Below are 23,737 nucleotides of genomic sequence, written 5' to 3'. Positions count from 1 at the left end.
GCACCGGGAACCCGGTGCGGCGGCGCCGATCGGCTGATGCGGGACTACTCCCACTCGATCGTGCCCGGGGGCTTGCTCGTCACGTCGAGGACGACCCGGTTGACATCGGCGACCTCGTTGGTGATGCGCGTCGAGATCTTCGCCAGCACGTCGTACGGCATACGCGTCCAGTCCGCCGTCATGGCGTCCTCGGACGAGACCGGGCGCAGCACGATGGGGTGGCCGTAGGTGCGGCCGTCGCCCTGGACGCCGACGCTGCGGACGTCCGCGAGCAGCACGACCGGGCACTGCCAGATCTCGCGGTCCAGACCGGCCGCCGTCAGCTCCTCGCGGGCGATGGCGTCGGCCTCGCGCAGCAGGTCGAGGCGGTCCTTGGTGACCTCGCCGACGATACGGATGCCGAGGCCGGGGCCGGGGAACGGCTGGCGCTGGACGATCTCCTCCGGCAGGCCGAGCTCCTGGCCGACCATGCGGACCTCGTCCTTGAACAGCTTGCGCAGCGGCTCGACGAGCTCGAACTCCAGGTCCTCCGGGAGCCCGCCCACGTTGTGGTGCGACTTGATGTTCGCGGTGCCGGTGCCGCCGCCGGACTCGACGACGTCCGGGTACAGGGTTCCCTGGACGAGGAAGGCGACCTCTTCGCCGTGGTCCGCGCCCTCGGCCACGATCTCGGCCTGGGCCTGCTCGAAGACGCGGATGAACTCGCGGCCGATGATCTTCCGCTTGGTCTCCGGGTCGGAGACGCCGGCGAGCGCGGTGAGGAATCGCTCCTGCGCGTCGACGACCTTCAGCTGGACGCCGGTGGCGGCCACGAAGTCCTTCTCGACCTGCTCGGTCTCGCCCTTGCGCATCAGGCCGTGGTCGACGTAGACGCAGGTCAGCTGGGAGCCGATGGCCTTCTGGACGAGGGCCGCGGCGACCGCGGAGTCCACGCCGCCGGACAGGCCGCAGATGGCGCGCTTGGCGCCGACCTGCTCGCGGATGAGGGCGACCTGCTCCTCCACGACGTTGTGCGTCGTCCAGGTCGGCTCGATGCCCGCGCCCCGGTAGAGGAAGTGCTCAAGGATCTGCTGGCCGTGCGTGGAGTGCAGCACCTCGGGGTGGTACTGCACGCCGTACAGCTTCTTCTCGTCGTTCTCGAAGGCGGCGACCGGTACGACGTCCGTGGACGCGGTGACGGTGAAGCCCTCGGGCGCGGCCGAGCAGGCGTCGCCGTGCGACATCCACACCGACTGCTCGGCGGGCGTGCCCTCGAAGAGCGTGGAGCCGACCTTGGTGACGTGCAGCGGCGTACGGCCGTACTCGCGCGCGCCGTTGTCGTCGACCGTGCCGCCGAGGGTCGTCGCCATCAGCTGGAAGCCGTAGCACATGCCGAAGACGGGGACGCCGGCCTCGAAGAGGGCGCGGTCCAGGCGCGGGGCGCCCTCCGCGTACACGGACGAGGGGCCGCCCGAGAGGATGATCGCCTTCGGGTTCTTGGCCAGCATCTCGGCCACGGGCATCGTGCTCGGCACGATCTCGCTGTAGACCCGGGCCTCACGGACGCGGCGGGCGATGAGCTGGGCGTACTGGGCGCCGAAGTCGACGACGAGTACGACGTCGGGCGCGGCAGCGGGGGACGCTGAGGACACTGGCGGCCTTCCGGCGGTGGGAGGGGTCGGTATCTGTCGATTCTACCGGGGCGCGAGCCGGGCCCTTCCGTCTCACCATCCGAACCGGGATTGGCCGCGCCCTGCGGCACGGGTCCATACTGTCGCCATGCTCAAGCACCAGACCTTCGTCTTTACCTATGGCACCGGCCCGTCCGGCTGCCATGGTCGTGCTGCTTGAGCAACTGACAAGCGACTTCCCAGGCGCCCCGGGCCGACAAGGCCCGGGGCGTTCTGTCATTTCCGGGCCTTGCCGCTCCGGGGCACCCGACACCCGAGGAGCCCCACACATGTCTGTCACCCAGATCGAGAAGACCGGCGCCCGCACCGACGAGGCCGCCTCCGTGATCACCGGCGCCCGGGAGCGCATCGACGCGCTCGACGACCGCATCATCGGTCTGATCCAGGAACGGATGGCCGTCTCGGCCGTCATCCAGGAGTCCCGGATCGCCTCCGGCGGGCGCCGGGTGAACCTGAACCGCGAGATGGAGGTCCTCGCCCACTACCGCGACGCCCTCGGCAAGCCCGGCACCGCGCTCGCGATGACGATGCTGGAGCTGTGCCGGGGCCGGATCTGAGTTCGCCGCAGCCTCACCCGTCCGGCGCCGTGACCGGCCGGTGCCCCACTTCGTTGGTCAGGGTGTCCGTGTCAGCCAGGGGCGGGCCCGAAGAAACCACGCGTGGCTCCGCTGGAGCGTGTGACGTGCTGACTGGCACGTCGTGGGACCTCGCCCCAGCGCGCGTGACCGGTCGGCAGGGGACAGCAGCCCGGTCACCCCTTAAAAGCGGTCGGCTCCGGGGACGCCCGGGGCCGGCCGCATCCGGTCCAAACGGTTGCGCGCGCCGCAGCCCACCCTTCACGACGCAGAGACAGGTCACCCCATCACTGCACAGAGCGACCGTCAGTGGTCGATACCACCCGCGCGCCCCCGCGCGTCGGGTCGGCCACCCGGCGCTCGTCCACCAGCGGCGCTACCCCCGGCGCCGCCTCCCGCAGCACCGACGCTGCCCTGACGTCGGCGCTCACGGCCAAGGGCCCCGCGAGCCATCCCCGGGACGGATGACCCGATGCGGGGCCCTTCGCGCTGTCCGGACGCGGCCACTGCCGACCGGTTGCCCTGTCCTCCGCTTTTGGCGTGATTCAAACGCTCCCGCGCCACCGGTGTGACAGGGAGCACATAAGAATTCTGTGAGTCCTGGGACAACCATTGACAGGATTGGCAGGTCATCTCTGCGGAACCAACGGCCCCGCCTTGTTCGGCGCGCGGCCCACGGACGAGCGAGGAGCGCTGCACTCGGAGGGGGGTGCAGCGCTCCTCGTTTTCCGTTTGGCCGAAGTTGGCCTACTCGGCAGGTGACCTACTCGGCGCTCTTCGGCGGCACCGCCGGCATCCCCAGGAACGGCAGCCGCAGCGCGCCGAACGCGTCCGCCGGGACCGCCGGAGCCTTCGGCGCCACGGCCTCGACCCGTACGTACGGCTCGCCCTGGGCCGGGCGCGGGTCGGCCTCGCCCTTGTTCGGCCACAGCGACATCGCCCGCTCGGCCTGCGCCGTGATCGTCAGCGACGGGTTGACGCCCAGGTTCGCCGAGACGGCGGCGCCGTCGACCACCGAGATGCCCGGGTGCCCGTAGAGGCGGTGGTACGGGTCGATCACGCCCTCCTCCGCCGACGCGCCGATCGGGCAGCCGCCCAGGAAGTGCGCGGTCAGCGGGGTGCCCATCAGCTCGCCGACGTTCGAGCCGGCGAAGCCGTTGATCTCGGCGGCGAGCTCGGTCGCCGCCCGGGAGGCCGCCCGGATCTGCTTCGGGTTGGGCGCGCCGTGGCCCTGACGGGCGGTGAGCAGGCCCTTGCCGACGCCGTCCGGCTTCAGATACGTCGTCAGCGAGTTGTCCAGGGACTGCATGACGAGGCCGATGATGGTCCGCTCCGACCAGCGGTGGTTGCTGAGCGAGCGGGCAAGCAGCCCCGGGTGCTTCACCGCGTTCGCCAGCCAGCCCAGCGCCAGTGAGGAGCCCTCCGCGTACGGCACCTGGAGGATCGACATGCCGCCCATCGCGTTCGAGCCCCGGCCGTAGCGGACCGGCTCGATATGGGTGTTCTCGTCGGGGTGGACCGAGGACGTGATGGCGACGCCACGGGTGAAGTCCGCCTTGGCCGCGCCGTGCGCCTTGCGGTAGCGGCGGTTGTTGGTCTGCGCCCCCACCAGCGCCTCGGAGTTGGTGCGGGTCAGCTCGCCGAGCCGCTTGGACACGTACGGCAGCTGGCCGCCCGAGCGCATCCGGTGCAGCAGGGTCTGGGTGCCGTACGTCCCGGCCGCGATCACCACGCGCCGCGCCTTGAAGAGGCGGCCCGCGCCCTTCCTGCGGTTGTCCGTGGGCAGCGTGGCGACCGCGTACCCGCCCTGCGAGTCGTCGGTGACCGAGACGGCCGTCGTCATCGGGTGCACCACCGCGCCCGCCTTCTCGGCGAGGTGGAGGTAGTTCTCGTTGAGGGTGTTCTTCGCGCCGTGGCGGCAGCCCGTCATGCACTCGCCGCACTCGGTGCACGCCTTGCGGGCCGGGCCCGCGCCGCCGAAGTACGGGTCGGCGACCGACTCCCCCGGCCTCGCCTTCACCGTGCCCTCCGCGTCCTCCCCGTCCCCGAAGAAGACGCCCACCGGTGCCATATGGAAGGTGTCGCCCACGCCCATCCGCTGCGCGGCCGCCTTGAGGTGGACGTCGGAGGGGGTCATGGTCGGGTTGAGCCTGACCCCGAGCATGCGCTTGGCCTGCTCGTAGTACGGGGTCAGCTCCTCCTGCCAGTCGGTGATGTCCTTCCACTGCGGGTCGTCGAAGAACTGCTTCGGCGGTACGTAGAGGGTGTTGGCGTAGTTCAGCGACCCGCCGCCGACGCCCGCGCCCGCGAGCACCATCACATTGCCGAGAAGATGGATGCGCTGGATCCCGTACATCCCCAGCCTCGGCGCCCAGAGGTAGTTCTTGATGTCCCAGGAGTTCTTGGGCAGCGTGGCGGGTGTGAAGCGCCGGCCCGCCTCCAGGACCCCCACCCGGTAGCCCTTCTCGGTCAGGCGCAGGGCCGTCACCGAGCCTCCGAAGCCGGAGCCGACGACCAGCACGTCGTAGTCGTACGCCTCGTCGTCTTCCGGGAGTCCCTGGTTCCGGGCGCGCGTCTCCTGGGGCATCGGCTCTCCTCGTACGAAACAGAAAGGGCGGGGCGGAACGGGAAGCGGACGGGGGTCAGCGCAGGCGCAGGGCCTTCATCGCCTTGAGGCTGCGGCTCATGAACGCGGCGTACTTCTCGTCGTCCATCCCGAACGACGGCGCGAGCGGCAGGATCCGCTGCTGGGCGACGGTCTGGGCCTCGGTGTACTTGAGGATGCCCTCGGAGCCGTGGCGGCGGCCGAGGCCGGAGTCCTTCATGCCGCCCATCGGGGACTGGACGCTGCCGTACGCCGGGGCGTACCCCTCGTTGATGTTGACCGTGCCGGTGCGCAGCCGGGCGGCGACCTCGTGGCCGCGCCGCGAATCCCTCGTCCAGACGGAGGAGTTGAGGCCGTACGGGGTCGCGTTGGCGGCCTCGATCACCTCGTCCTCGTCGGTGAACCGGTAGATGGAGACGACCGGGCCGAAGGTCTCCTCGGTGCAGACGGCCATCGGGGCCTCGACCCCGTCGAGGATCGTCGGCTCGTAGAAGAGCGGGCCGATGTCGGGGCGGGCGACGCCGCCCGCGACCAGCCGGGCGCCCTTGGCGACGGCCTCCTCGACGTGCCGGGTCACGGTCTCCAGCTGGCGCTCGCCGACCAGCGAGCCCATGTCGGCGCCGTACGCGAGGGAGTTGCCGAGCCGCATCGCCCTGGTGCGGGCGGCGAACCGCTCGACGAAGGCGTCCGCGACCGACTCGTGGACGTACAGCCGCTCGATGGAGATGCAGAGCTGGCCCGCCGAGGAGAAGCAGGCGCGGACCGCTCCGGCCGCCGCCTTCTCCACATCGGCGTCGCGCAGCACCAGCATCGCGTTCTTGCCGCCCAACTCCAGCGAGACACCGACCAGTCGGGCCGCCGCGCCCTGGGCGACCTCGCGGCCGGTGCGGGTCGAGCCGGTGAAGGAGACGTAGTCGGCGTGCTTGACGACCTCGGGGCCGACGACCGGGCCCTCACCGAGCACCACCTGGAACACCTCGGCGGGCAGCCCGGCCTCGATCAGGAGGTCACGGGCCCACAGCGCGGTGAGCGCGGTCTCGGTGTCGGGCTTCATCACCACGGCGTTGCCGGAGACGAAGGCGGGCAGCGCGTCGCCGACGGACAGCTCGAACGGGTAGTTCCAGGGCGCGATCTGCCCCACCACCCCGCGCGGCTGGCGCAGTTCGGTGACCTTGGTGAGGGTCGGCACCACACCGGTGTGCCGCCTGGGCCGCAGATACGCGGGCGCCTTGCGGCCGTAGTGGCGCGCGGCCACGGCGACGGCCTGGACCTCCTCGTGCGCGTGGAGGCGGGCCTTGCCGGTCTCCAGCTGGATGAGGTCGAGGACCTCGGCCTGGCGGTCGAGGACCAGGTCGTGGAAGCGCAGCAGGACGGCGGCGCGCTGCCGGGCCGGGGTCGCGGCCCAGGCGGGCTGGGCCGCGCGGGCGCGGGCGAAGGCCCCGGCGACGTCGTCGGGCGTGGACTCGGGCAGGTCCGCCAGCTTCTCGCCGGTGAACGGCGTGTGGTTGGCCGTACGACCGGAGCCGGCCACTCCCCGGGTGAGCTTGGCGACCACCTCCGGGGTGACCACATCGGCGGCGGTGCGGGCGCCCGCCGGGGCGGCGGCGACCGGGTTCGTACGGGTGCTGGTGGGCGTGGCCTGCGAGTCCGTCATGGGAGCGAGCGTATGCCGGGCACGGCGGTTTGGGTACCCGCCGGTAACACTTTTCGGAACCCTCACCACCGCGCCAGCGACCACTGGCGACATAAGCGCTGATCAGCGCGTTGTGCCCGGAGAACCGCCTCAGAGGTTGTGTATTTTCAGCCCGTCACGCACCTGTGCGAACAGCTTTTCGCCGTCCTGCGCGGCCTGTCCTTCGGCGGGTGCCTTCACCCGCATCTTCCAGTAGGCCGAGCCCTCGCCGGGGACGAGCAGCTCGAAGTACTTGAAGCGGTACGGGTCGGTGTCACTCGACGAAGTGCTGTACGGAACGTAGTCGGTGACCAGCTCGGCGGCCTCGTTGCCCTGGAACCTGGTCTTCTTGGAGGTCACGTCGGCGTCCTTCATCTCCGTCTTCGCGTGACCGCCTTCGGCGTAGTACGCCTCCCAGTCGGTGGCCGAGCGCCCGACCGCGTCCTTCTCGCTGTCGGGGTCGGTGCGCCAGAAGTCGATCTCGAAGATCCCGCTGGGGTCGTAGTACGCGAGCGCGTCTCCGATCTTCTCGGGCTGCACCCGCCTGTAGTCGCCGGGCACCGCCACGTCCGCGCCGAGCACTTCGGTCTCCGGCCGCACCTGCCAGCCGGACGGCAGCCCTTCGCCGCTGAACGGCTGGACGAGGGCGAGCACCAGCGCGGCCGCCACCGCGAGCACCCCGCCGCCCAGGCCGTACCGGGCGCGCCGGCTGCGGGCCAGGACCGGCGGGACCCAGGCGCGCAGACCCCCGGCCGCGCCCGCGCCCGCGTCGGCGAGCAGCCGGGTCGCCACGGCCGAGGCGGGCGCCGGGTGGGCGAACGACTCCAGGGTCTGGCGGATCTCGGCGGGCGCCGGGCGGGCCGCCGGGTCCTTGCGCAGCAGCTGCATCACCAGCGTGCCGAAGGCGCCCGCGCCCCTCGCCGGCATCTGCGGCTCGGCGGACAGGACCGCCTGGAGGGTGGCGGGGGTGTTGCTGCGCCGGTACGGGGACACGCCCTCGACCGCCGCGTACAGCACCACACCGAGCGACCAGAGGTCGGACTCCGGGCCCGGCCGCCGGCCGAGCACCCGCTCCGGGGCGATGTACTCGGGCGAGCCGACGAATCCCCCGGTCTCGGTGAGGCCCTGCTCGCCCTCGACCTGGGCGATACCGAAGTCGGTCAGCACGACCCGGTCGCCGCGCCCCAGCAGCACGTTGGCGGGCTTCACATCGCGGTGCAGTACGCCCGCCTCGTGCGCGGCGGAGAGCGCGCCGAGCACCGCGAGCCCGATCCGGGCGGCCTCGCGGAGGTCGAGGGTGCCCTCCTGGAGCCGGTCGGCCATCGAGTGGCCCCGCACCAGCTCCATGACGATCCACGGCTTGTCGTCCTCGACGACCACATCGTGCACGGTGACCACGGAGGGGTGGTCGATCCGGGCGGCGGCCCGCGCCTCGCGCTGCATCCGCAGATGGACCGTGGTCCGCTCGCGCTCGCCCAAGTGATGCGGCACGAGCGGCTCCTTGACCGCCACATCGCGGTCCACCACCTCGTCGTGGGCCCGCCAGACCGTGCCCATCCCGCCGTGGCCGAGGCGGTCCACGAGCCGGTAGCGGCCACCGAGGATCCGGCCCGCGCCGGACCCCGGCTTCCCGTCTCCGCCGGCGACCTCCTGCGTCGCCTCGTACTGCCGCGGTACGGCCGGCCGCCCGGCCACCGGCTGCTCCTGCGGTACGGACTGCGGCGGCCGGAGGTCGTAGCTGGTGGGCTCGTGCGCCCGTCCCCCATCGTTCGTCATGCGCACATCCTGTCGAACGGCCCGTGCCGCCACCAACCGAGGGCCGTGAGGTATGCGGACCCGTGACACGGCCACGGGCGGAGGCGGACGGATCAGGCCGACGGCGTGAAGGAGTCGAGCGCGGTGTCGAAGTGCCGCTTGGCCTCATCGAGCCGCGCGACCGGCGCCGAGACCCACACGTCGTACATCTTCCCGTTCTCGTCCCAGCACTCGTCGTAGGTGTGCCGGGGCCCCTCGGTGGTGCTGAAGCCGTTCCAGCTGAACTCCCACAGTGCCGCGTCATGGCCCTGGTGGGTGGTGGCGACGACCTTGGCGCCCCGGTAACCGGGGTTGGTGGAGGGCCCGTTGGCGTCGGCGTCCCGCATGATGCCGAGCGGCCCGCCGGAGACGGAGTTCTGCAGCCGGATGCCCAGCCGGAAGGCCCCGTCCGGCGACACATAGAAGACGCGTCTGTCGTCGGTGGTACGGACGTAGCCCGCCGGGACCGTGAGGCGGAAGCCGTCCGGGTCGCGGACGTGGCGGTACCCGGCGGGAGCGGTGCCGGCCGGGGCCGGCTCGTCGGCGCGCGTGACCGTCACCGTGGGGCCGGGCGGCCCCGGCTTCACCGAGGAGGACGCGGTGACCGTCGCCGTCGTCCCGCCGCCGCCCGCCGAGACCCGGGCCCGCCCGCCGCCGTCGTCGCCGCTCAGCAGCACCGCGGCGGTCGCGCCCGCGCCGCCGAGGACGACGACCAGAGCCGCCGCGATCAGCGCGGTCCTGGTCCGGGACCCGCTCCCCGGCTTCGCCACGGCGACCCGCTCGGTCGGTGTGTAGTGCCTCGGCGCGACGGGGGTGGAGCCGGTCGCCACGTACGCGCGCAGCAGCTCCCGCGCCTCGTCGGCGGCGAGCCTGCGCCCGGGGTCGCGCTCAAGCAGTCCGCGCACGACCGGCAGCAGCGGTTCGGCGGCCTGCGGCGGGCGGATCTCGTCGGTGACCACCGCGTGCAGCACGCCGCCCAACGAGTCGCGGCGGAAAGGGGATTCGCCGCTCAGGGCGGCGCACAGCAGCACACCGAGGGACCACAGATCGGACTCGGGCCCGGCGGCGCCGCCCTGCATCCGCTCCGGCGAGGTGTACTCGGGCGAGCCGACGAACGCCCCGTCCTCGCTGATCGTGGTGGACCCCGGCAGCTGCGCGATGCCGAAGTCGGTGAGCACGACCCGGCCGGTGCCCTCCTCCAGGAGGACGTTGGCGGGCTTGAGGTCGCGGTGGAGCACCCCTTGGCGGTGTGCGGTGCTCAGCGCGCCAAGGAGCGCGATGCCGATCCGGGCCGCCTCCCGGGCGTCGACCGGGCCGCTGCCGCGCAGCCGGTCGGCGAGCGAGCCGCCCTCGACCAGCTCCATCACGATGTACGAGCGCCCGTCCTGCTCGACGACGTCGTGGACGACGATGACGTGCGGATGCTTGAACTGCGCCACGGCACGCGCCTCGCGCAGCGCCGCGGTGGCGGGGGCGCCGCCGTCTGGGTGCAGCTCCTTGACGGCGACCTGGCGGCCCAGGAGCTGGTCGGTGGCGCGCCAGACGGTGCCCATGCCACCACGGCCGAGCCGGGCCGTCGGCCGGTAACGCCCCGCGATGAGACGGTCCTCGGCCGCGCCACCACGCGGATCACTGGCTGGTGCGGGCACCGCTTCCCCTCGCTCATTGGTCCTGTGGCCATCATGCCGCACGGGGCCGCGCCGGAGCGGGGTGCGAGGTCACGAGACGGAATCGACCGGGCGGGCGCGGGAAGAGGGGGCGGGCGCGAGGGGCGGGGGCGCGCGACGGGGGCGCGCGTCCGCTCAGTTCAGCGGCGGCGGCCGCCAGCCGCGCAGCACCGTGTCGAACTGCTCGCGGGTGGTCGCCCAGTCGGACTCCGGCCCGGACATGTAGATCGCGTACTCGACAGCGCCGTTGTCGGCGAAGTACATCTGGTCGATCGCGTGCCGCTTGCCCGGGAAGCGCGTCTTCTCCACAAAGGCGAACTCCCAGAGCGAGGAGTTCACCTGATCCCGGAAAGTGTTCGGCTTCAGCATCACCCGCTGGTACGTGGGCACCCGCTTCTTCAGCGTCTTCTCCAGGTCCAGCTGGTGCGTGTACGGGTTCTCGAAGTCGGGCTTGCCGATACTGACGCGTATGTAGTGGCGGCCGTTGTCCGGCGTGTAGTCGGTCTCCTTCCCGAACATCTGGCGCCGCCAGCCCTCGGGCACGAAGAGGCTGAACCCGGCCGGGTCCTTCACCCGCTTCCAGCCGTCGGGCACGGACGCGTCGCCCTTGGCCGTCCTGCCCGGCTTGGCGACCGGCGACTGGGTCGTGGTGGTGGTCGCCGAGTCGCCGCCACTGTCGCGGTACTTCAGGGCGGCGAGACCGGCCGCACCGCCGAGGACGGCAGCGAGCGCGACCACCAGGGCGATGGTCCGCCCCCGCCTTCCGGAGGCGGGGCGGACGGGAGCGGGGGCGGGAGCGACCGCCTCGGGGGCGGGGGTGCGGACCGTCCCGGAGGTGCCCGCCGGGGCGGTGGCGGCCCGCAGTTCGGACTCGGAGACCTGACGGGTCGGCACGTACTCGTGCGCCGCCTTCGGCTCGCGTCCCTCCATCGCCTCCAGGAACATCCGCTCGGCCTCTTCGACCGAGGGGCGGTCCTCGGGCTCCTTGCGCAGCAGTGCCGTGATCACCGGCGCCAGCGCGCCCGCGTGCGTGGCGGGCGGCGGCTCCTCGTTCACCACCGCCTGCATGGTGGAGATGGGCGAGGAGCGGCGGAAGGGCGACTCGCCCTGGACGGCCGCGTAGAGCGTGGCGCCGAGGGACCACAGGTCGGAGGCGGGACCGGGCTGTCCTCCTCGTACCCGCTCGGGCGCCAGATAGTCGATGGAGCCGACGAGTTCACCGGTCCGGGTGATCGTGGCGTCGCCCTCGATGGCGGCGATCCCGAAGTCCGTGAGCAGCACGCGCGCGTCACGGGCGAGCAGCACGTTGCCGGGCTTGACGTCGCGGTGCAGCACGCCCGCGGCGTGCGCGGCGCGCAGGGCGCCCAGGACGTGCAGTCCGATGCGGGCGGCCTCGCGGGCCTCGATCCGCCCGGTCTCGGAGGCCTTCACGGCGTCGGCGAGCGAGGGCCCGTCGACGTACTGCATCACGATCCAGGGGCGGTTGTCGTGGTCGAGCACATCATGGACGGTGACCACCCCGGGGTGGGTGATGCGGGCCGCGGCCCGCGCCTCCTTCTGCGTACGCGCGTGCAGCACGACGCGGTCGGCCTCCGCCACGTACAGCGCGGCGGTCAGCTCCTTGACTGCCACCGTGCGGTGCAGGACCTCGTCGTGGGCGCGCCAGACCTTGCCCATGCCGCCGCGGCCGATGGTGTCGCCGAGCCGGTAGCGCCCGGCCAGCAGCAGCCCTGTCGCCACCGCTTCCGCGCCCTTGCCGCTGTTGCTCTGGTTCTGTTCCACGTCCCCCGCCCGGCCGGTCCTTAAGGGGCAAGGTTACGGAGCGGATTCCGGCCAGGGAACCTCGGGGGCACCTTGTGCCGCACCTACCAAGGGGTATGTGTCTGAGGCAACCTGTGAAGCGTCAACGAGTGGCGCTGTAGGCGGCCGTGGCCTGGGTGTAGATCTCCGTCACCTTGTCCCGCTGCGGCTCCGGACCGATGACCACGACGAGGTGATATCGGCCATTGATAACCATGACTTGATTGCGTACGTAAACTGTCCGGCCAGTGCTGTCCCGCCAGGTGAACTGCCCCTCGGCAGTCACTTTCCGGCCAATGTCCACCCGCCGCAGCCCCGTCGCGGTGGCCCAGGCCGAGTCCCGGAACGGCTGGAGCTCGCGCTCCTTGTCCCGCTGGTACGCGAGCGGGTCGTCGCCGACTTCCTTGACCGCGTCCCGGCCGGGCACCAGGAGCAGAGTGAAGTCGCCACCAACATAACGGACTTGTCCGGCGCCGTTGATGGGCCGCCGCTGGAAGGAGGGATCGACCGCGGTCCGGAACCCCTCGGGGTCGGTGCGCAGCACATAGCCCTTGGCGGGCGGCTGTCCGCCGGGCGCGGTGGTCTGCGTCCGCGGTGTCGAGGGCGTACCACTGCGGGGAGAGGTACTGGGCGTCGGCGCGCTCGGCGGCGCGCTCGTACTCGTACGGGCCGACGGGGCGCCCCCGTTGTCGGCCCTGCCCTTGTCCTTCGTCCCGGACCTGGGCATGAAGAACACGGCGTACGCGAGCGCGGCGGCCAGGAGTAACAGGACGAGCAGGACCAGGGTGCGGCCGAGCGAGCGGGGCGCGCGCGTACGCGTACGCGTGGCGGACTGGCGGGACTTGGGCGTGCGGGACTCCGCCGAGCGCAGCCTGGCCTGACGCGGCCCCCCGGACACCTCGGGCGCGGGCCGCCGCTCGGGCCTGCGGGGCTGCGTACGCCGCTGCTGGCGGTGGCGGCCGTGCTCACCGGAGGCCCCGCGACGGCGCCGGACGAGCTCGCCCCGGCGGCGCACGATCGGCAGCCGGGTCGCGTCGGGCGCGGGCAGCGGGACGACCTCGGTGCCCACGTCCGGCTCGGGCGCGGACCGCACGATCGAGCGCAGCCAGCCGCGCAGCTCCTCGAAGTCCGGGCGCTCGGTGGGGTCCTGGCGCAGCAGCGACTCGACGACCGGCCGCAGCGGGCCGCACTCCTCGGCGAACGCGGGCGGCTCGCCGCACACCATCTGCACCAGCTCGACGGTGCTCTCCTCCGGGTACGGCGCGTGCCCCTGCACGGCCCGGAAGAGCAGCGCGCCCAGCGCCCACAGATCGGTGGCGGGCCCGATCGGTGGCGCCAGGCGCCAGTTCTCGTGCACGGGCCCGGCCTGCTCGGGCGCCCACCGCTCGGTGACGGCCCCGACGACGGCGATCCGCGTCTGCCGCGCCCGCTCGGCGGCGAGCCGCGTGGCGGGGCCCCGGTACCCGCCCCCGTGCCGCTGGGGCACGGCCGCCTCCCAGCCGCCCTCCCGGGCGGGCACGGGCGCGCTGACATGCGTCTGCCGCTGGGCATCGGCCCGCAACGCCTCGGCCCCGGCCCCGGTGGCGTGCGGCAGCGCGGGCCGCGGCTCGGCGGAGGGCCGCGGCCCGGTGGTGGCGGGAGGCCGGGGGTGTCCGCCGGTCCGGGACGCGTCGGGGTGCGCGGGCTGCGCGTGCGGGACTTCGAGACGCGGGAGTTGGGGGTGCGGGGTCGGGGCGTGGGGGCGTTGGGCGTGCGGGGCCTCGGGGTGCGTGTCCGTCGGGTGGGCGGAGGTCTCGGGGTGGGCGGAGGTCTCGGGGTGGGCGGAGGTCTCGGGGTGGGCGGAGGTCTCGGGGTGGGCGGAGGTCTCGGGGTGGGCGGAGGTCTCGGGGTGGGCGGAGGTCGGGCTGGGCTGCGCGGGGCGCGCGACCCAGCGCCCGGTCACCGGGTCGTACGCACGCCGCGTACGCCCCGAGTCCGGGCCCTCCTCCACGGCGTACGGACTGGCCGCCGAGGACGTCCCCGCTGCCCCCACAGGCGTACGCGGCACCCGGGTCCCGCTCACCGGGTCGTACATGCCCCGGTCGGCGGCGTCGCGCCAGACGCCCTCCAACTCGGCCTGGGTGAGCTCGGGCCGCGGCACCGGCAGCGCGGCCCCGTCGTCGCCCACGCGCGCGGCGGCCCGCGCCCCGGCCCGGTACGCCGCGATGGCCCCGGCCCGCGCGACCTCCGAGGACACCTCGGAACGGGACGCGGGCGCCCCGCCCTGCTCAGCCCCCGACTGCCCGCCCCGGCCACCACCCTGCTCCTCGCCGCTCGGCCCCGCCGGAGACCACCCCGCGGGCAGGGCCGGCGCCCTGGTCGAGGGCAGGGGGGCGGGGTGGGGCGCGGGGGCCGCCTGGGCGGCCGGGCCGAGGTGCGTGTCGGGGTGAGCCCCGGCGGGGCGGCCGGGGTCGGCGGCGGGCCGGCCAGGGCCGCCGTAGGGGGCTCCGTACGGGTCGCCGGGCAGCGGGTACGGAGTGCCGGAGGACCGGTCCCGGTCGTCGTAGAGGTCGCCGGGTGCGTCCGGGCCGCCGAAGTCCGGCGAGCCTGCGGAGTCCGGGCCGGAGTCCGGGGCATCCGGCCACGCGGCCTCGGCGTCGTCAGCCGCCCCCGTCGCCCCCGGCACGCCGAAGTCGTCGCTCTCCTCACCGAGCGGCGGCGGCACCACCACGTAGCCGCAGAGCGCCTCCTCCGCCGCTCCGGCCGCCAGGCCGGTCAGCATCACGCGGCCGTCGTCGCATATCAACACCGTGCGCTCGGTGATGTTGCGGTGCGTCCAGCCGTGCGCGTGCAGCACGCGCAGCGCGGTCAGTACGTCGGAGGCGACCTCCGCCGCCCGGTACGGCGCCATCGGCTGCTCGGCGAGGAGCGCGGCCAGCGGCCGGGCCATGACGAGCTCGCTGACGATCCACAGCGAGCCGTCCTCCGCGAAGACGTCGAAGACCTGGTCGAGCCGGGGGTGGTCGGGGATCTGCGCGGCCGCCTGGGCCGCCTCGATCGCACGCCGCAGGGCGGGGTCCGCGGGCCGCCGCGCCGCTCCGGCGCCGTACCCGTCCCCGTACCGCCCGTCCGCACCCTGCACCTCCGCGTCCACGACCTCCGGCAACGGAACCTGCCGCACCAGGACTTCCTGGCCGCTGTAGGTGTCGAAAGCCCGGGTCTCGAACGGCTCGTACTCGTCGGAGGAAGGCAGCGGCAGCCGGTAGCGGTCAGCGAGCACCCGACCCGCGTAGTCGTCCACGACGCCTCCCCACAGCGCGCTGTTCCCCCGAACCCGTCAATTCCGGTCGATTACCGGCCCATTGTGGCTGCGTACGGTCCGCGAGCTCTCACGATACGTGGCCTGCTCAGTCCTTGGGGCTGAACGTGTCGAACGCCGTCTTGCGCAGCGTCGCGCAGGCGTCGGCGTCCCACTCGGCCGTCTTGCAGGTGATCATGATGGCGTAGCCGTGCGACCCGTCGACCTTGAAGCCGCGGTTGAGTATCCGTACCCGCTCGCCGCTCTGGTCCCGCTCGAACTGCCAGTCGGCGACCGTCGGGTACCCCTTGTAGTCGACCTTCTGGATGCCCAGCAGGTGGTAGTTGCTGCTGCTCCCGGCGACCGCGCCGGCGAGCTCCAGCCAGGCCCGCCGGGCGTCGTCGGTCGGCTTGGCGTTGAAGTCGACCTGGATGCGCGGGAAGCCGCCGTTGGCGCTGTATATGCCGCCGGAGTTGGACCCGGCTATGCCGGTGCGGTGGAACCCGGCGGGCATGGCCATGGAGAAGTGGAAGCCGGCGTCGGTGACCGTGGAGTACCCGCTGGGCAGCCCGGCGCCCGCCCCGTTGCCCCCGGACCCGGTTCCGGACCCAGGGGTCTGGGGGGATGTGGAGGTCTTTCCGCCGCTCTGGCCCTGGGTCTGGGTGGTCTGCCCCTGTCCCTGCTGCTGGCCGGTGCCCTGGGCGCCGCCGGTCTTGCCCTTGCCGCTGCCGTCGCCGCCCGCGGTGGCGCCGCTCGACGCCTTGTTGTCGCTCTTGCCGCCCTTGCCCTTGTCGTCGTCGCCGCCGCTGAACGCGACCGCGAGCACGGTCCCGAGCACGGCCAGCGCCGCGACGACAGCGATGATCACCAGCGTCCGGCGCGGGACGACATCGGTGAGCGGGGCCCGCACCGGCGCGGGCGGCCCGGACGGCGCCGACGGCGCGACGGACGCCGACCGGGCGGAGGCGAGCGGCTTGGCGGCCGTCCTGGCCGCCGCCTTGTCCTTCGCCTTCTCCTTGGCCGTGGTCTGCGCGGCCGCCGCCGCGTTCCGCACGGACTTGAAGGCGCCGCGCATCCGGTCGGCGGCCGCGTCGGCCACCTCCTTCGCCTTGGCACCCGCGTCACCCTTGGGCTCGCCGGGCACGGGGGGCAGCGCGACGACCCGGGTCACCTCGGACGACACCGGCTGCGCCCGCAACTTCTGCTCCGGGGCGTGGAGCACCTCGGTGAGCAGCGCACGCGCCGCCTCGTTGTCGAGCCGCTGCTCGGGGTCCTTGGCGAGCAGCCCGTAGATGACCTTCTCCAGGAGCGGTCCCGCGTTCGTCGGCGGGTCCACCGGCTCGGTCATCACCGCGGTGAGCGTCGCGATCGCGGAGCCCTTGTCGTACGGCGGGACGCCCTCCACGCACGCGTAGAGCAAGCCGCCCAGCGACCACAGGTCGGCGGCCGGGCCGGGCTTGTGGCCGCGGGCGCGCTCCGGCGAGATGTACGAGGGCGCGCCGACGAGCATGCCCGTCGAGGTGATGGACGGGTCGCCCTCGACCTGGGCGATGCCGAAGTCGGTGAGCACGACCCGGCCGTCCTCGGCGATCAGCACGTTGGACGGCTTCACATCGCGGTGCAGGATGCCCTCGCGGTGGGCGGAGCGCAGCACGTCGAGGATGGCGAGCCCGACCTCGGCGGCCCGGCGCGGCGTCAGCACCCCGTCCTCGCGCACCGCTTCGGCGAGCGACTTGCCCTCGACGAGCTCCATGACGATCCACGGCCGGTCGTCCTCGTCCACGACGTCGTAGACCGTCACCGCGCTGGTGTTGCGGATCCGGGCGATCGCCTTGGCCTCGCGCAGGGTGCGCGTGATCAGCCGGCGCTTCTCCTCGTCGTCGATGCTGCTGGGAAAGCGCAGCTCCTTGACGGCGACGGTACGGCCCAGCGTCTCGTCGACGGCACGCCAGACCGTGCCCATGCCTCCACGGCCGAGCACATCCCCGAGCCGGTACCGATCGGCCAGGAGCCGGCCCTCGGCTTTACCGCCGGACTCCTTCCGCTCGTCCCGCTGGGGCTCCCGCGACTGCTCCGCCTCCGACATGCGTCCCCTCTGCGATCCCTGATCCGCGCCCGCACCGACCGCGTCCCGGCCGACGGCTCCCCGCAACTTGCCTCGTGAGGCGGCCCGGTTCACCGCTCCGACCTGCTTCTCCTGCCGGGGGTCCGGGGGTTGGCCCCCGGGGGAGCGGCACCCGCCCTGGCAGAGCGTCCATTGTCTCTCACGTCGGGACCAATGATTGTCCCGGGTCCGCCGTCCGCCAAGATGGCTCCGGAAGGGGGACCATCACCATGCCGACACTCCGGGCGCTGCTCGCCGTGCCCCTGACCGTGGTGCTCTGCGGTCTGGGCACGCCGGTGCTGCCGGGCGAGCCGGGCCACCCGGACCGCGCCGGCCTGAAAGACCCGCAGGCCACAGCGCTGGCACGGCTGGTCACGGGCACGGGCGCCCCGGCCGCCGCCCTGCTCACCGATGACGGCCATCGCTCCCGCTTCGGCACTGCCGGATCCGGGCTCGGCCGCGACGACCGCTTCCGGGCGGGCAGCGTCACCAAGTCCTTCGTCGCGACGGTGGTGCTCCAGCTCGCCGCCGAGGGCAGGCTGCGCCTCGACGACCCGGTGGAACGGCATCTGCCGAGCCTGATACGCGGCCATGGAAACGACGGCCGCCACCTCACCCTGCGCTCCTTGCTCTCCCACACCAGCGGTCTGTTCCCCTACACGGCCGACAGCACCGTCCCGGTTCCACTCACCCCCTCACAAGCCGTCCGCACCGCGCTCGCCCGCTCCCCCGGGCCGCTCGGTACCTACGCCTATTCCAACACCAACTACGTCGTCCTCGGCATGGTCGTTCAGCAGGTCACCAGCCATACGTATGCCGCCGAGGCCGAACGCCGCATCATCACCCCCCTCCGTCTCACCGGCACCTCCTTCCCGGGTGCCCGCACCACGCTCCCCACCCCGCACAGCCGCGCGTACTCCCCCGACGGCCGCGACGTCACCGACCTCGACCCGCGCCGGGCCGGCGCCGCCGGTGAACTCATATCGACCCTCGCCGATCTGAGCCGCTTCTACGCGGCCCTGCTCGGCGGTGCCCTGCTGCCCGCGCCCCAGCAGCGCGAACTGCTCGGCACCGCCGCCGCCCACGGTGTCTACGGCCTCGGTGTCTACCCGCAGCGGCTCTCCTGCGGCCTCACCGTCTGGGGCCACAACGGGCATATATCCGGCAGCCTGGTCCGCGCGGCGGCCACCGCCGACGGCCGCCACACCGCCGTTTTCCGTATCAACACAGACATCGCCCTCAGCCCCTCCCTCGAACTCTCGCTACTCGACGCCGAGTTCTGCCCGACTGCCCGCCAGGGCCTGTCCGTCGCCCCGGTTTCTCCCTAGATCGGCACGATGTCCGGCGCCCCCAGCCGCGCCGCGTCCGCCGTCAGGTCGTCCGGCTGGCGCTGCGACTCACGCTCCGCCTCCACCCTCTTCTCGTAGTGCTCCACCTCCTTCTCGATCTGCTTCTTGTCCCAACCGAGGACCGGCGCCATCAGCTCAGCGCACTCCCGGGCCGACCGCGTGCCCCGGTCGAAGGTCTCGATGGAGATCCGGGTGCGCCGGGTCAGGACGTCGTCGAGGTGGCGGGCGCCCTCGTGCGAGGCTGCGTAGACGATCTCGGCCCGCAGATAGTCCTCCGCCGCGCCGAGCGGCTCCCCCAGCGACGGGTCGGCCACGATCAGCTCGATGAGGTCCTCGGTCAGCGATCCGTACCGGTTCAACAGGTGCTCCACGCGGACCACATGGATCCCGGTGCGCGCGGCGATCCTCGCGCGCGCGTTCCACAGCGCCCGGTAGCCCTCCGCGCCGAGCAGGGGCACGTCCTCGGTGACGCAGTCCGCGACCCGCTGGTCCAGGCCGTGCACCGCCTCGTCCACCGCGTCCTTCGCCATCACCCGGTACGTCGTGTACTTGCCGCCGGCGATGACCACGAGGCCCGGCACCGGGTGCGCCACCGTGTGCTCGCGGGAGAGCTTGCTGGTGGCGTCCGACTCCCCGGCGAGCAGCGGGCGCAGGCCCGCGTAGACCCCCTGGACGTCGTCCCGGGTCAGGGGCACCGCGAGTACCGAGTTGACGTGTTCGAGGAGGTAGTCGATGTCCGCGCTGGAGGCGGCGGGGTGGGCCTTGTCCAGGTCCCAGCCCGTGTCGGTCGTGCCCACGATCCAGTGGCGCCCCCAGGGGATCACGAAGAGCACCGACTTCTCGGTGCGCAGGATGAGCCCGGTCGTGGAGTGGATCCGGTCCTTGGGCACCACCAGATGGATGCCCTTGGAGGCCCGGACGTGGAACTGGCCGCGCTCGCCGACCATCGCCTGGGTGTCGTCCGTCCACACCCCCGTCGCGTTGACGATCTGTTTGGCGCGGATCTCGTACTCCCCGCCGCCCTCCACGTCGCGCACCCGCGCCCCGACCACCCGCTCACCCTCGCGCAGGAACCCGGTCACCCGGGCCCGGTTGGCGGCCTGTGCCCCGTAACTCGCGGCCGTCCGCACCAGTGTGGCCACGAAGCGGGCGTCGTCCATCTGCGCGTCGTAGTACTGCAGCGCCCCGACCAGCGCTTCCCTCTTCAGGCAGGGCGCGACCCGCAGGGCGCTGCGGCGGGAGAGGTGGCGGTGGACCGGCAGGCCCCGGCCGTGGCCGGACGAGACCGACATCGCGTCGTACAACGCCACGCCCGATCCCGCGTACCACCGCTCCCAGCCCTTGTGCTGGAGCGGGTAGAGGAACGGCACCGGTTTCACCAGGTGCGGGGCGAGGCGCCCCAGGAGCAGTCCGCGCTCCTTCAGCGCCTCACGGACCAGCGCGAAGTCCAGCATCTCCAGATAGCGCAGCCCGCCGTGGACCAGCTTGCTCGACCGGCTGGACGTGCCCGAGGCCCAGTCCCGCGCCTCGACGATGCCGGTCGAGAGCCCTCGGGTCACGGCGTCCAGCGCGGTGCCCGCGCCGACCACCCCGCCGCCGACGACCAGCACGTCGAGCTCGCGCTCTGCCATCGCGGCGAGCGCCTCGGCGCGCTGCACCGGTCCCAGTGTCGCTGTCCTCACGGATGCCTCCCGTTGATCGGGGTGGTCTGGCTCACACACTCGATTCTGGACGCGACCACCGACATCGGCCACCGCCTGTGGACAACACTCGGACAACCCCGGGCCCGCAATGCGGCATAACGGTCATATTTACTCTTAGTCTGACATTGCGCCCGCCCGTTCTGTCCACAGGGCTTGCGCGCCATGTCCCCTCCGGTTATGGGAAGGACGGTCACCCGGATGCCCGCAGACCTCGCTGTCATCGGACTCGGCCACCTCGGCCTGCCCCTCGCCCAGGCCGCTGCCGCCGCCGGCATCGAGACCGTCGGCCATGACACCGACCCCCGCGTCCTCGCCGAACTCCGCGCGGGCCGCCCCCCGGTCGACGGCGCCCTGACCGCCGCCGAGCTGCGCCGGATGCTCTCGGGTGGCTTCCGGACCGCCACCGACCCGGCCGAGCTCGGCCGGGTCCGTACCGCCGTGATCTGCGCCCCCACCCCGCTCGGCGCGGACCGGACCCTGGACCTCGGCGCCGTCGCCGAGGCGGCCCGCACGCTCGCGGCCCGGCTGCGCCCGCACACCACGGTGATCCTGGAGTCCGCCGCCTACCCCGGCACCACCGAGGACTTCCTGCGCCCGCTGCTCGAAGAAGGCTCGGGGCTGCGGGCCGGGCGCGACTTCCACCTCGCGTACTCCCCCGGCCGCCTCGAACCCGGCAGCCGCACCCACGGCTTCGCCACCACCCCCAAGGTCATCGGCGGTCTCACCCCCGCCTGCACCGAGTCCGCCGCCGCGTTCTACGGCCGGATCACCGACAAGGTCGTCCGCGCGCGCGGCACCCGCGAGGCCGAGATGGCCAAGCTCCTGGAGACCAACTACCGCCAGGTCAACATCGCGCTGGTCAACGAGATGGCCGTGCTCTGCCACGACATGGGCGTGGACCTGTGGGACGTGATCCGGTGCGCCGAGACCAAGCCCTTCGGCTTCCAGCCGTTCCGCCCGGGCCCGGGCGTCGGCGGCCACGGCGTGCCGCTCGACCCGACCCCGCTGCCGTACACGGGCCTGCGGATGGTGGGGCTGGCCCGGGAGATCAACGCGCACATGCCGCAGTACGTCATCCAGCGCTCCACCACGCTCCTGAACGAGCACGGCAAGTCCGCCCGGGGCGCGCGCGTACTGCTGCTCGGCGTCACCTACAAGCCCGACCTCGCCGATCTGGAGGGCTCCCCGGCCGCCGAGATCGCGGGCCGGCTCATCGACCTCGGCGCGGCGGTGAGCTACCACGACCCGCATGTCCCGGACTGGCGCGTGCACGACCAGCCCGTACCGCGCGCGGACTCGCTCTACGAGGCCGCCGCCCACGCCGACCTCACGGTGCTGCTCCAGCAGCACCGCACGTACGACCTCCAGGGGCTGTCGGTCAAGGCCCAGCTACTGCTCGACACCCGCGGCGTCACGCCCGGGGGCGCCGCGCACCGACTCTGAAATCCGGTCTCCGCCGCACTCGGCCGGTTGCTACTCTTCGGGTCGCCCGATCGCACAGCCGTGCGCATTCACGGGCTCGTGCGTTCACTTACCTCGGGGGGATCCGAAGATGAGCCAGTCCTTTCCGCCACCGCAGCAGCAGCCCCAGCCGGAGTTCCCGGGCTTCGCCCCGGTCCCGCCGCCGGCCCCGGTCCGCGACAACTTCGCCGGCGGGCTGATCACCGCGATCGCCGCCGCCATCGTCTGCGCGGGCGTCTACGGCGCGATCGTCGGCGCCACCAAGCACGAGATCGGCTACGCGGCCGTCGGTGTCGGCTTCCTGATCGGCTGGGCCTCGGGCAAGGTCGGCGGGCGCAACCCCGCCCTGCCGGTGCTCGGCGCGGTCCTCGCCCTCGGCTCCGTCTACGCGGGCCAGCTGGTCGGTGAGGCCATCCTCATCTCCAAGCACTTCCCCGTCAGCCTCTCGGAACTGCTGTTCCAGCACCTCGACGTCGTGAACGAGGCCTGGAAGTCCGACGCCGACCCGATGACGTTCCTGTTCTTCGCGATCGCCGCGGCCGCCGCGTTCTCCGGCGCCAAGAAGGCCGCCGCGTAACCGCCGGACACGCGAGAGGGCCCGGACCGTCGAACGGTCCGGGCCCTTTCACTTACGTACTACGTACGTGGGAGACGTACGCGCACGGCGGGCGTCAGCGCTTGTGCTGCGCGTCCGCCACCGTCACCTCGACGCGCTGGAACTCCTTGAGCTCGCTGTAGCCGGTGGTGGCCATCGAGCGGCGCAGGGCGCCGAAGAAGTTCATCGAGCCGTCCGGGATGTGCGACGGGCCGGTGAGGATCTCCTCGGTGGTGCCCACGATGCCCAGGTCGACCAGCTTGCCGCGCGGCACGTCCTCGTGGACGGCCTCCATGCCCCAGTGGTGGCCCTTGCCGGGCGCGTCCGTGGCGCGGGCCAGCGGGGAGCCGATCATCACGGCGTCGGCGCCGCAGGCGATCGCCTTGGGCAGGTCGCCGGACCAGCCGACACCGCCGTCCGCGATCACGTGCACGTACCGGCCGCCGGACTCGTCCATGTAGTCGCGGCGGGCCGCGGCCACGTCGGCGACGGCGGTGGCCATCGGGACCTGGATGCCGAGCACGTTGCGCGTGGTGTGCGCGGCGCCGCCGCCGAAGCCCACCAGGACGCCGGCCGCGCCGGTGCGCATCAGGTGCAGGGCCGCGGTGTACGTGGCGCAGCCGCCGACGATCACCGGGACGTCCAGCTCGTAGATGAACTGCTTGAGGTTGAGCGGCTCGGCCGCGCCCGAGACGTGCTCCGCCGAGACGGTCGTGCCGCGGATGACGAAGATGTCGACACCCGCGTCCACGACGGCCTTGGAGAACTGCGCCGTGCGCTGCGGCGAGAGGGCGGCCGCGGTGACCACACCGGAGTCGCGCACCTCCTTGATGCGCTGCCCGATCAGCTCTTCCTTGATCGGGGCCGCGTAGATCTCCTGGAGGCGGCGGGTGGCGGCGTCCTCGTCCAGCTGGTCGATCTCGTCGAGCAGCGACTGCGGGTCCTCGTACCGGGTCCACAGGCCTTCGAGGTTGAGCACGCCCAGACCGCCGAGCTCACCGATGCGGATCGCGGTCTGCGGCGACACGACCGAGTCCATCGGGGCGGCCAGGAACGGCAGCTCGAACCGGTAGGCGTCGATCTGCCAGGCGATCGAGACCTCCTTCGGGTCCCGGGTGCGCCGGCTCGGGACGATGGCGATGTCGTCGAACGCGTACGCCCTGCGGCCGCGCTTGCCGCGCCCGATCTCGATCTCAGTCACGTTGTGTGGGCCTTTCCCTCTACGTCTGCGGTCCCAGTATCCCCGACATGTGTGTCCCCGACATACGGGCGAGGGGCGGCCGGCCGGAGCAGGCTGGGGCCCCCCACCCACGCGCCGCACGCGCGGGGGGGGGGGGCGGCGGGGGGGGTGGATTTTGGGGGGCCGAAAGTAACTACGTGGGCCTCGGCGGAACGGGCCGGCACGCGCGGCGCGCGTCCGGCCCCTTCCGCATGTCAGTACGTCATGTCAGTGCCTCTTCAGTGC

Annotated in this window: 14 protein-coding genes; 4 read left to right on the top strand and 10 right to left on the bottom strand. The window is 72.8% G+C overall.

Translation table 11 applies throughout. The annotated features are described in order from the left end of the window. Positions 1-44 precede the first annotated feature (44 nt). The gene (gene guaA / locus ACFWA7_RS22035; RefSeq protein ID WP_385546996.1) at positions 45-1,631 is read right to left on the bottom strand and encodes a glutamine-hydrolyzing GMP synthase; all 1,587 of its coding nucleotides are present in this window, start codon (positions 1,629-1,631) and stop codon (positions 45-47) included. A 308-nt stretch (positions 1,632-1,939) separates the two neighbouring features. On the opposite strand from guaA, the gene ACFWA7_RS22030 reads away from it, so the two are divergent. Beyond that, positions 1,940-2,227 (top strand): chorismate mutase, encoded by a 288-nt coding sequence (locus tag ACFWA7_RS22030; protein WP_385546993.1) that lies wholly within the window; start codon positions 1,940-1,942, stop codon positions 2,225-2,227. Positions 2,228-3,008: 781 nt separating this feature from the next. Here the strand turns inward: ACFWA7_RS22030 and ACFWA7_RS22025 are convergent. From ACFWA7_RS22025 to ACFWA7_RS21995, 7 genes are all read right to left on the bottom strand, one after another. Next, positions 3,009-4,832, bottom strand: coding sequence for a GMC family oxidoreductase N-terminal domain-containing protein (locus ACFWA7_RS22025; protein WP_385546990.1), 1,824 nt, complete (start codon positions 4,830-4,832; stop codon positions 3,009-3,011). 55 nt (positions 4,833-4,887) lie between these two features. Next, on the bottom strand, positions 4,888-6,504 hold the full coding sequence (locus ACFWA7_RS22020) for a succinic semialdehyde dehydrogenase (RefSeq protein ID WP_385824680.1): 1,617 nt from the start codon (positions 6,502-6,504) through the stop codon (positions 4,888-4,890). Positions 6,505-6,633: 129 nt separating this feature from the next. After that, positions 6,634-8,298: a serine/threonine-protein kinase gene (locus ACFWA7_RS22015; protein ID WP_385824678.1), complete on the bottom strand. Its 1,665-nt coding sequence runs from the start codon at positions 8,296-8,298 to the stop codon at positions 6,634-6,636. Positions 8,299-8,390: 92 nt separating this feature from the next. Then, positions 8,391-9,965, bottom strand: a complete 1,575-nt coding sequence (locus ACFWA7_RS22010; protein ID WP_385824676.1) for a serine/threonine-protein kinase — start codon at positions 9,963-9,965, stop codon at positions 8,391-8,393. Positions 9,966-10,118: 153 nt separating this feature from the next. Continuing rightward, on the bottom strand, positions 10,119-11,708 hold the full coding sequence (locus tag ACFWA7_RS22005) for a serine/threonine-protein kinase (RefSeq protein ID WP_385824682.1): 1,590 nt from the start codon (positions 11,706-11,708) through the stop codon (positions 10,119-10,121). 178 nt (positions 11,709-11,886) lie between these two features. Continuing rightward, on the bottom strand, positions 11,887-15,063 hold the full coding sequence (locus ACFWA7_RS22000) for a protein kinase (RefSeq protein WP_385824674.1): 3,177 nt from the start codon (positions 15,061-15,063) through the stop codon (positions 11,887-11,889). A 106-nt stretch (positions 15,064-15,169) separates the two neighbouring features. Next, positions 15,170-17,146: a serine/threonine-protein kinase gene (locus ACFWA7_RS21995; protein ID WP_385824672.1), complete on the bottom strand. Its 1,977-nt coding sequence runs from the start codon at positions 17,144-17,146 to the stop codon at positions 15,170-15,172. A gap of 248 nt (positions 17,147-17,394) precedes the next feature. On the opposite strand from ACFWA7_RS21995, the gene ACFWA7_RS21990 reads away from it, so the two are divergent. Continuing rightward, a complete protein-coding gene (locus ACFWA7_RS21990; RefSeq protein WP_385824670.1) occupies positions 17,395-18,492 on the top strand; it encodes a serine hydrolase domain-containing protein in 1,098 nt (365 codons plus the stop codon). On the opposite strand, the gene ACFWA7_RS21985 is transcribed toward ACFWA7_RS21990, so the two are convergent. Further along, positions 18,489-20,195 carry a glycerol-3-phosphate dehydrogenase/oxidase gene (locus ACFWA7_RS21985; protein ID WP_385546968.1) on the bottom strand — a complete coding sequence of 569 codons (1,707 nt, stop codon included), beginning with the start codon at positions 20,193-20,195 and terminating at the stop codon, positions 18,489-18,491. The genes ACFWA7_RS21990 and ACFWA7_RS21985 overlap by 4 nt on opposite strands. Before the next feature lie 219 nt (positions 20,196-20,414). Between ACFWA7_RS21985 and ACFWA7_RS21980 the strand changes: the two genes are divergently transcribed. Beyond that, the gene (locus tag ACFWA7_RS21980) at positions 20,415-21,659 is read left to right on the top strand and encodes a nucleotide sugar dehydrogenase (RefSeq protein WP_385546965.1); all 1,245 of its coding nucleotides are present in this window, start codon (positions 20,415-20,417) and stop codon (positions 21,657-21,659) included. A gap of 109 nt (positions 21,660-21,768) precedes the next feature. Further along, a complete protein-coding gene (locus tag ACFWA7_RS21975) occupies positions 21,769-22,254 on the top strand; it encodes a hypothetical protein (protein ID WP_385546962.1) in 486 nt (161 codons plus the stop codon). A 94-nt stretch (positions 22,255-22,348) separates the two neighbouring features. Here the strand turns inward: ACFWA7_RS21975 and ACFWA7_RS21970 are convergent, their stop codons facing one another. Next, positions 22,349-23,473, bottom strand: a complete 1,125-nt coding sequence (locus tag ACFWA7_RS21970) for a GuaB3 family IMP dehydrogenase-related protein (RefSeq protein WP_385546959.1) — start codon at positions 23,471-23,473, stop codon at positions 22,349-22,351. Positions 23,474-23,737: the final 264 nt, after the last annotated feature.

The sequence above is a fragment of the Streptomyces sp. NPDC059994 genome, assembly GCF_042737755.1.
Lineage (GTDB): Bacteria > Actinomycetota > Actinomycetes > Streptomycetales > Streptomycetaceae > Streptomyces.
The sequence above is the reverse complement of the archived record's forward strand: the minus strand, read 5'-3'. Positions and strand labels throughout refer to the sequence as shown.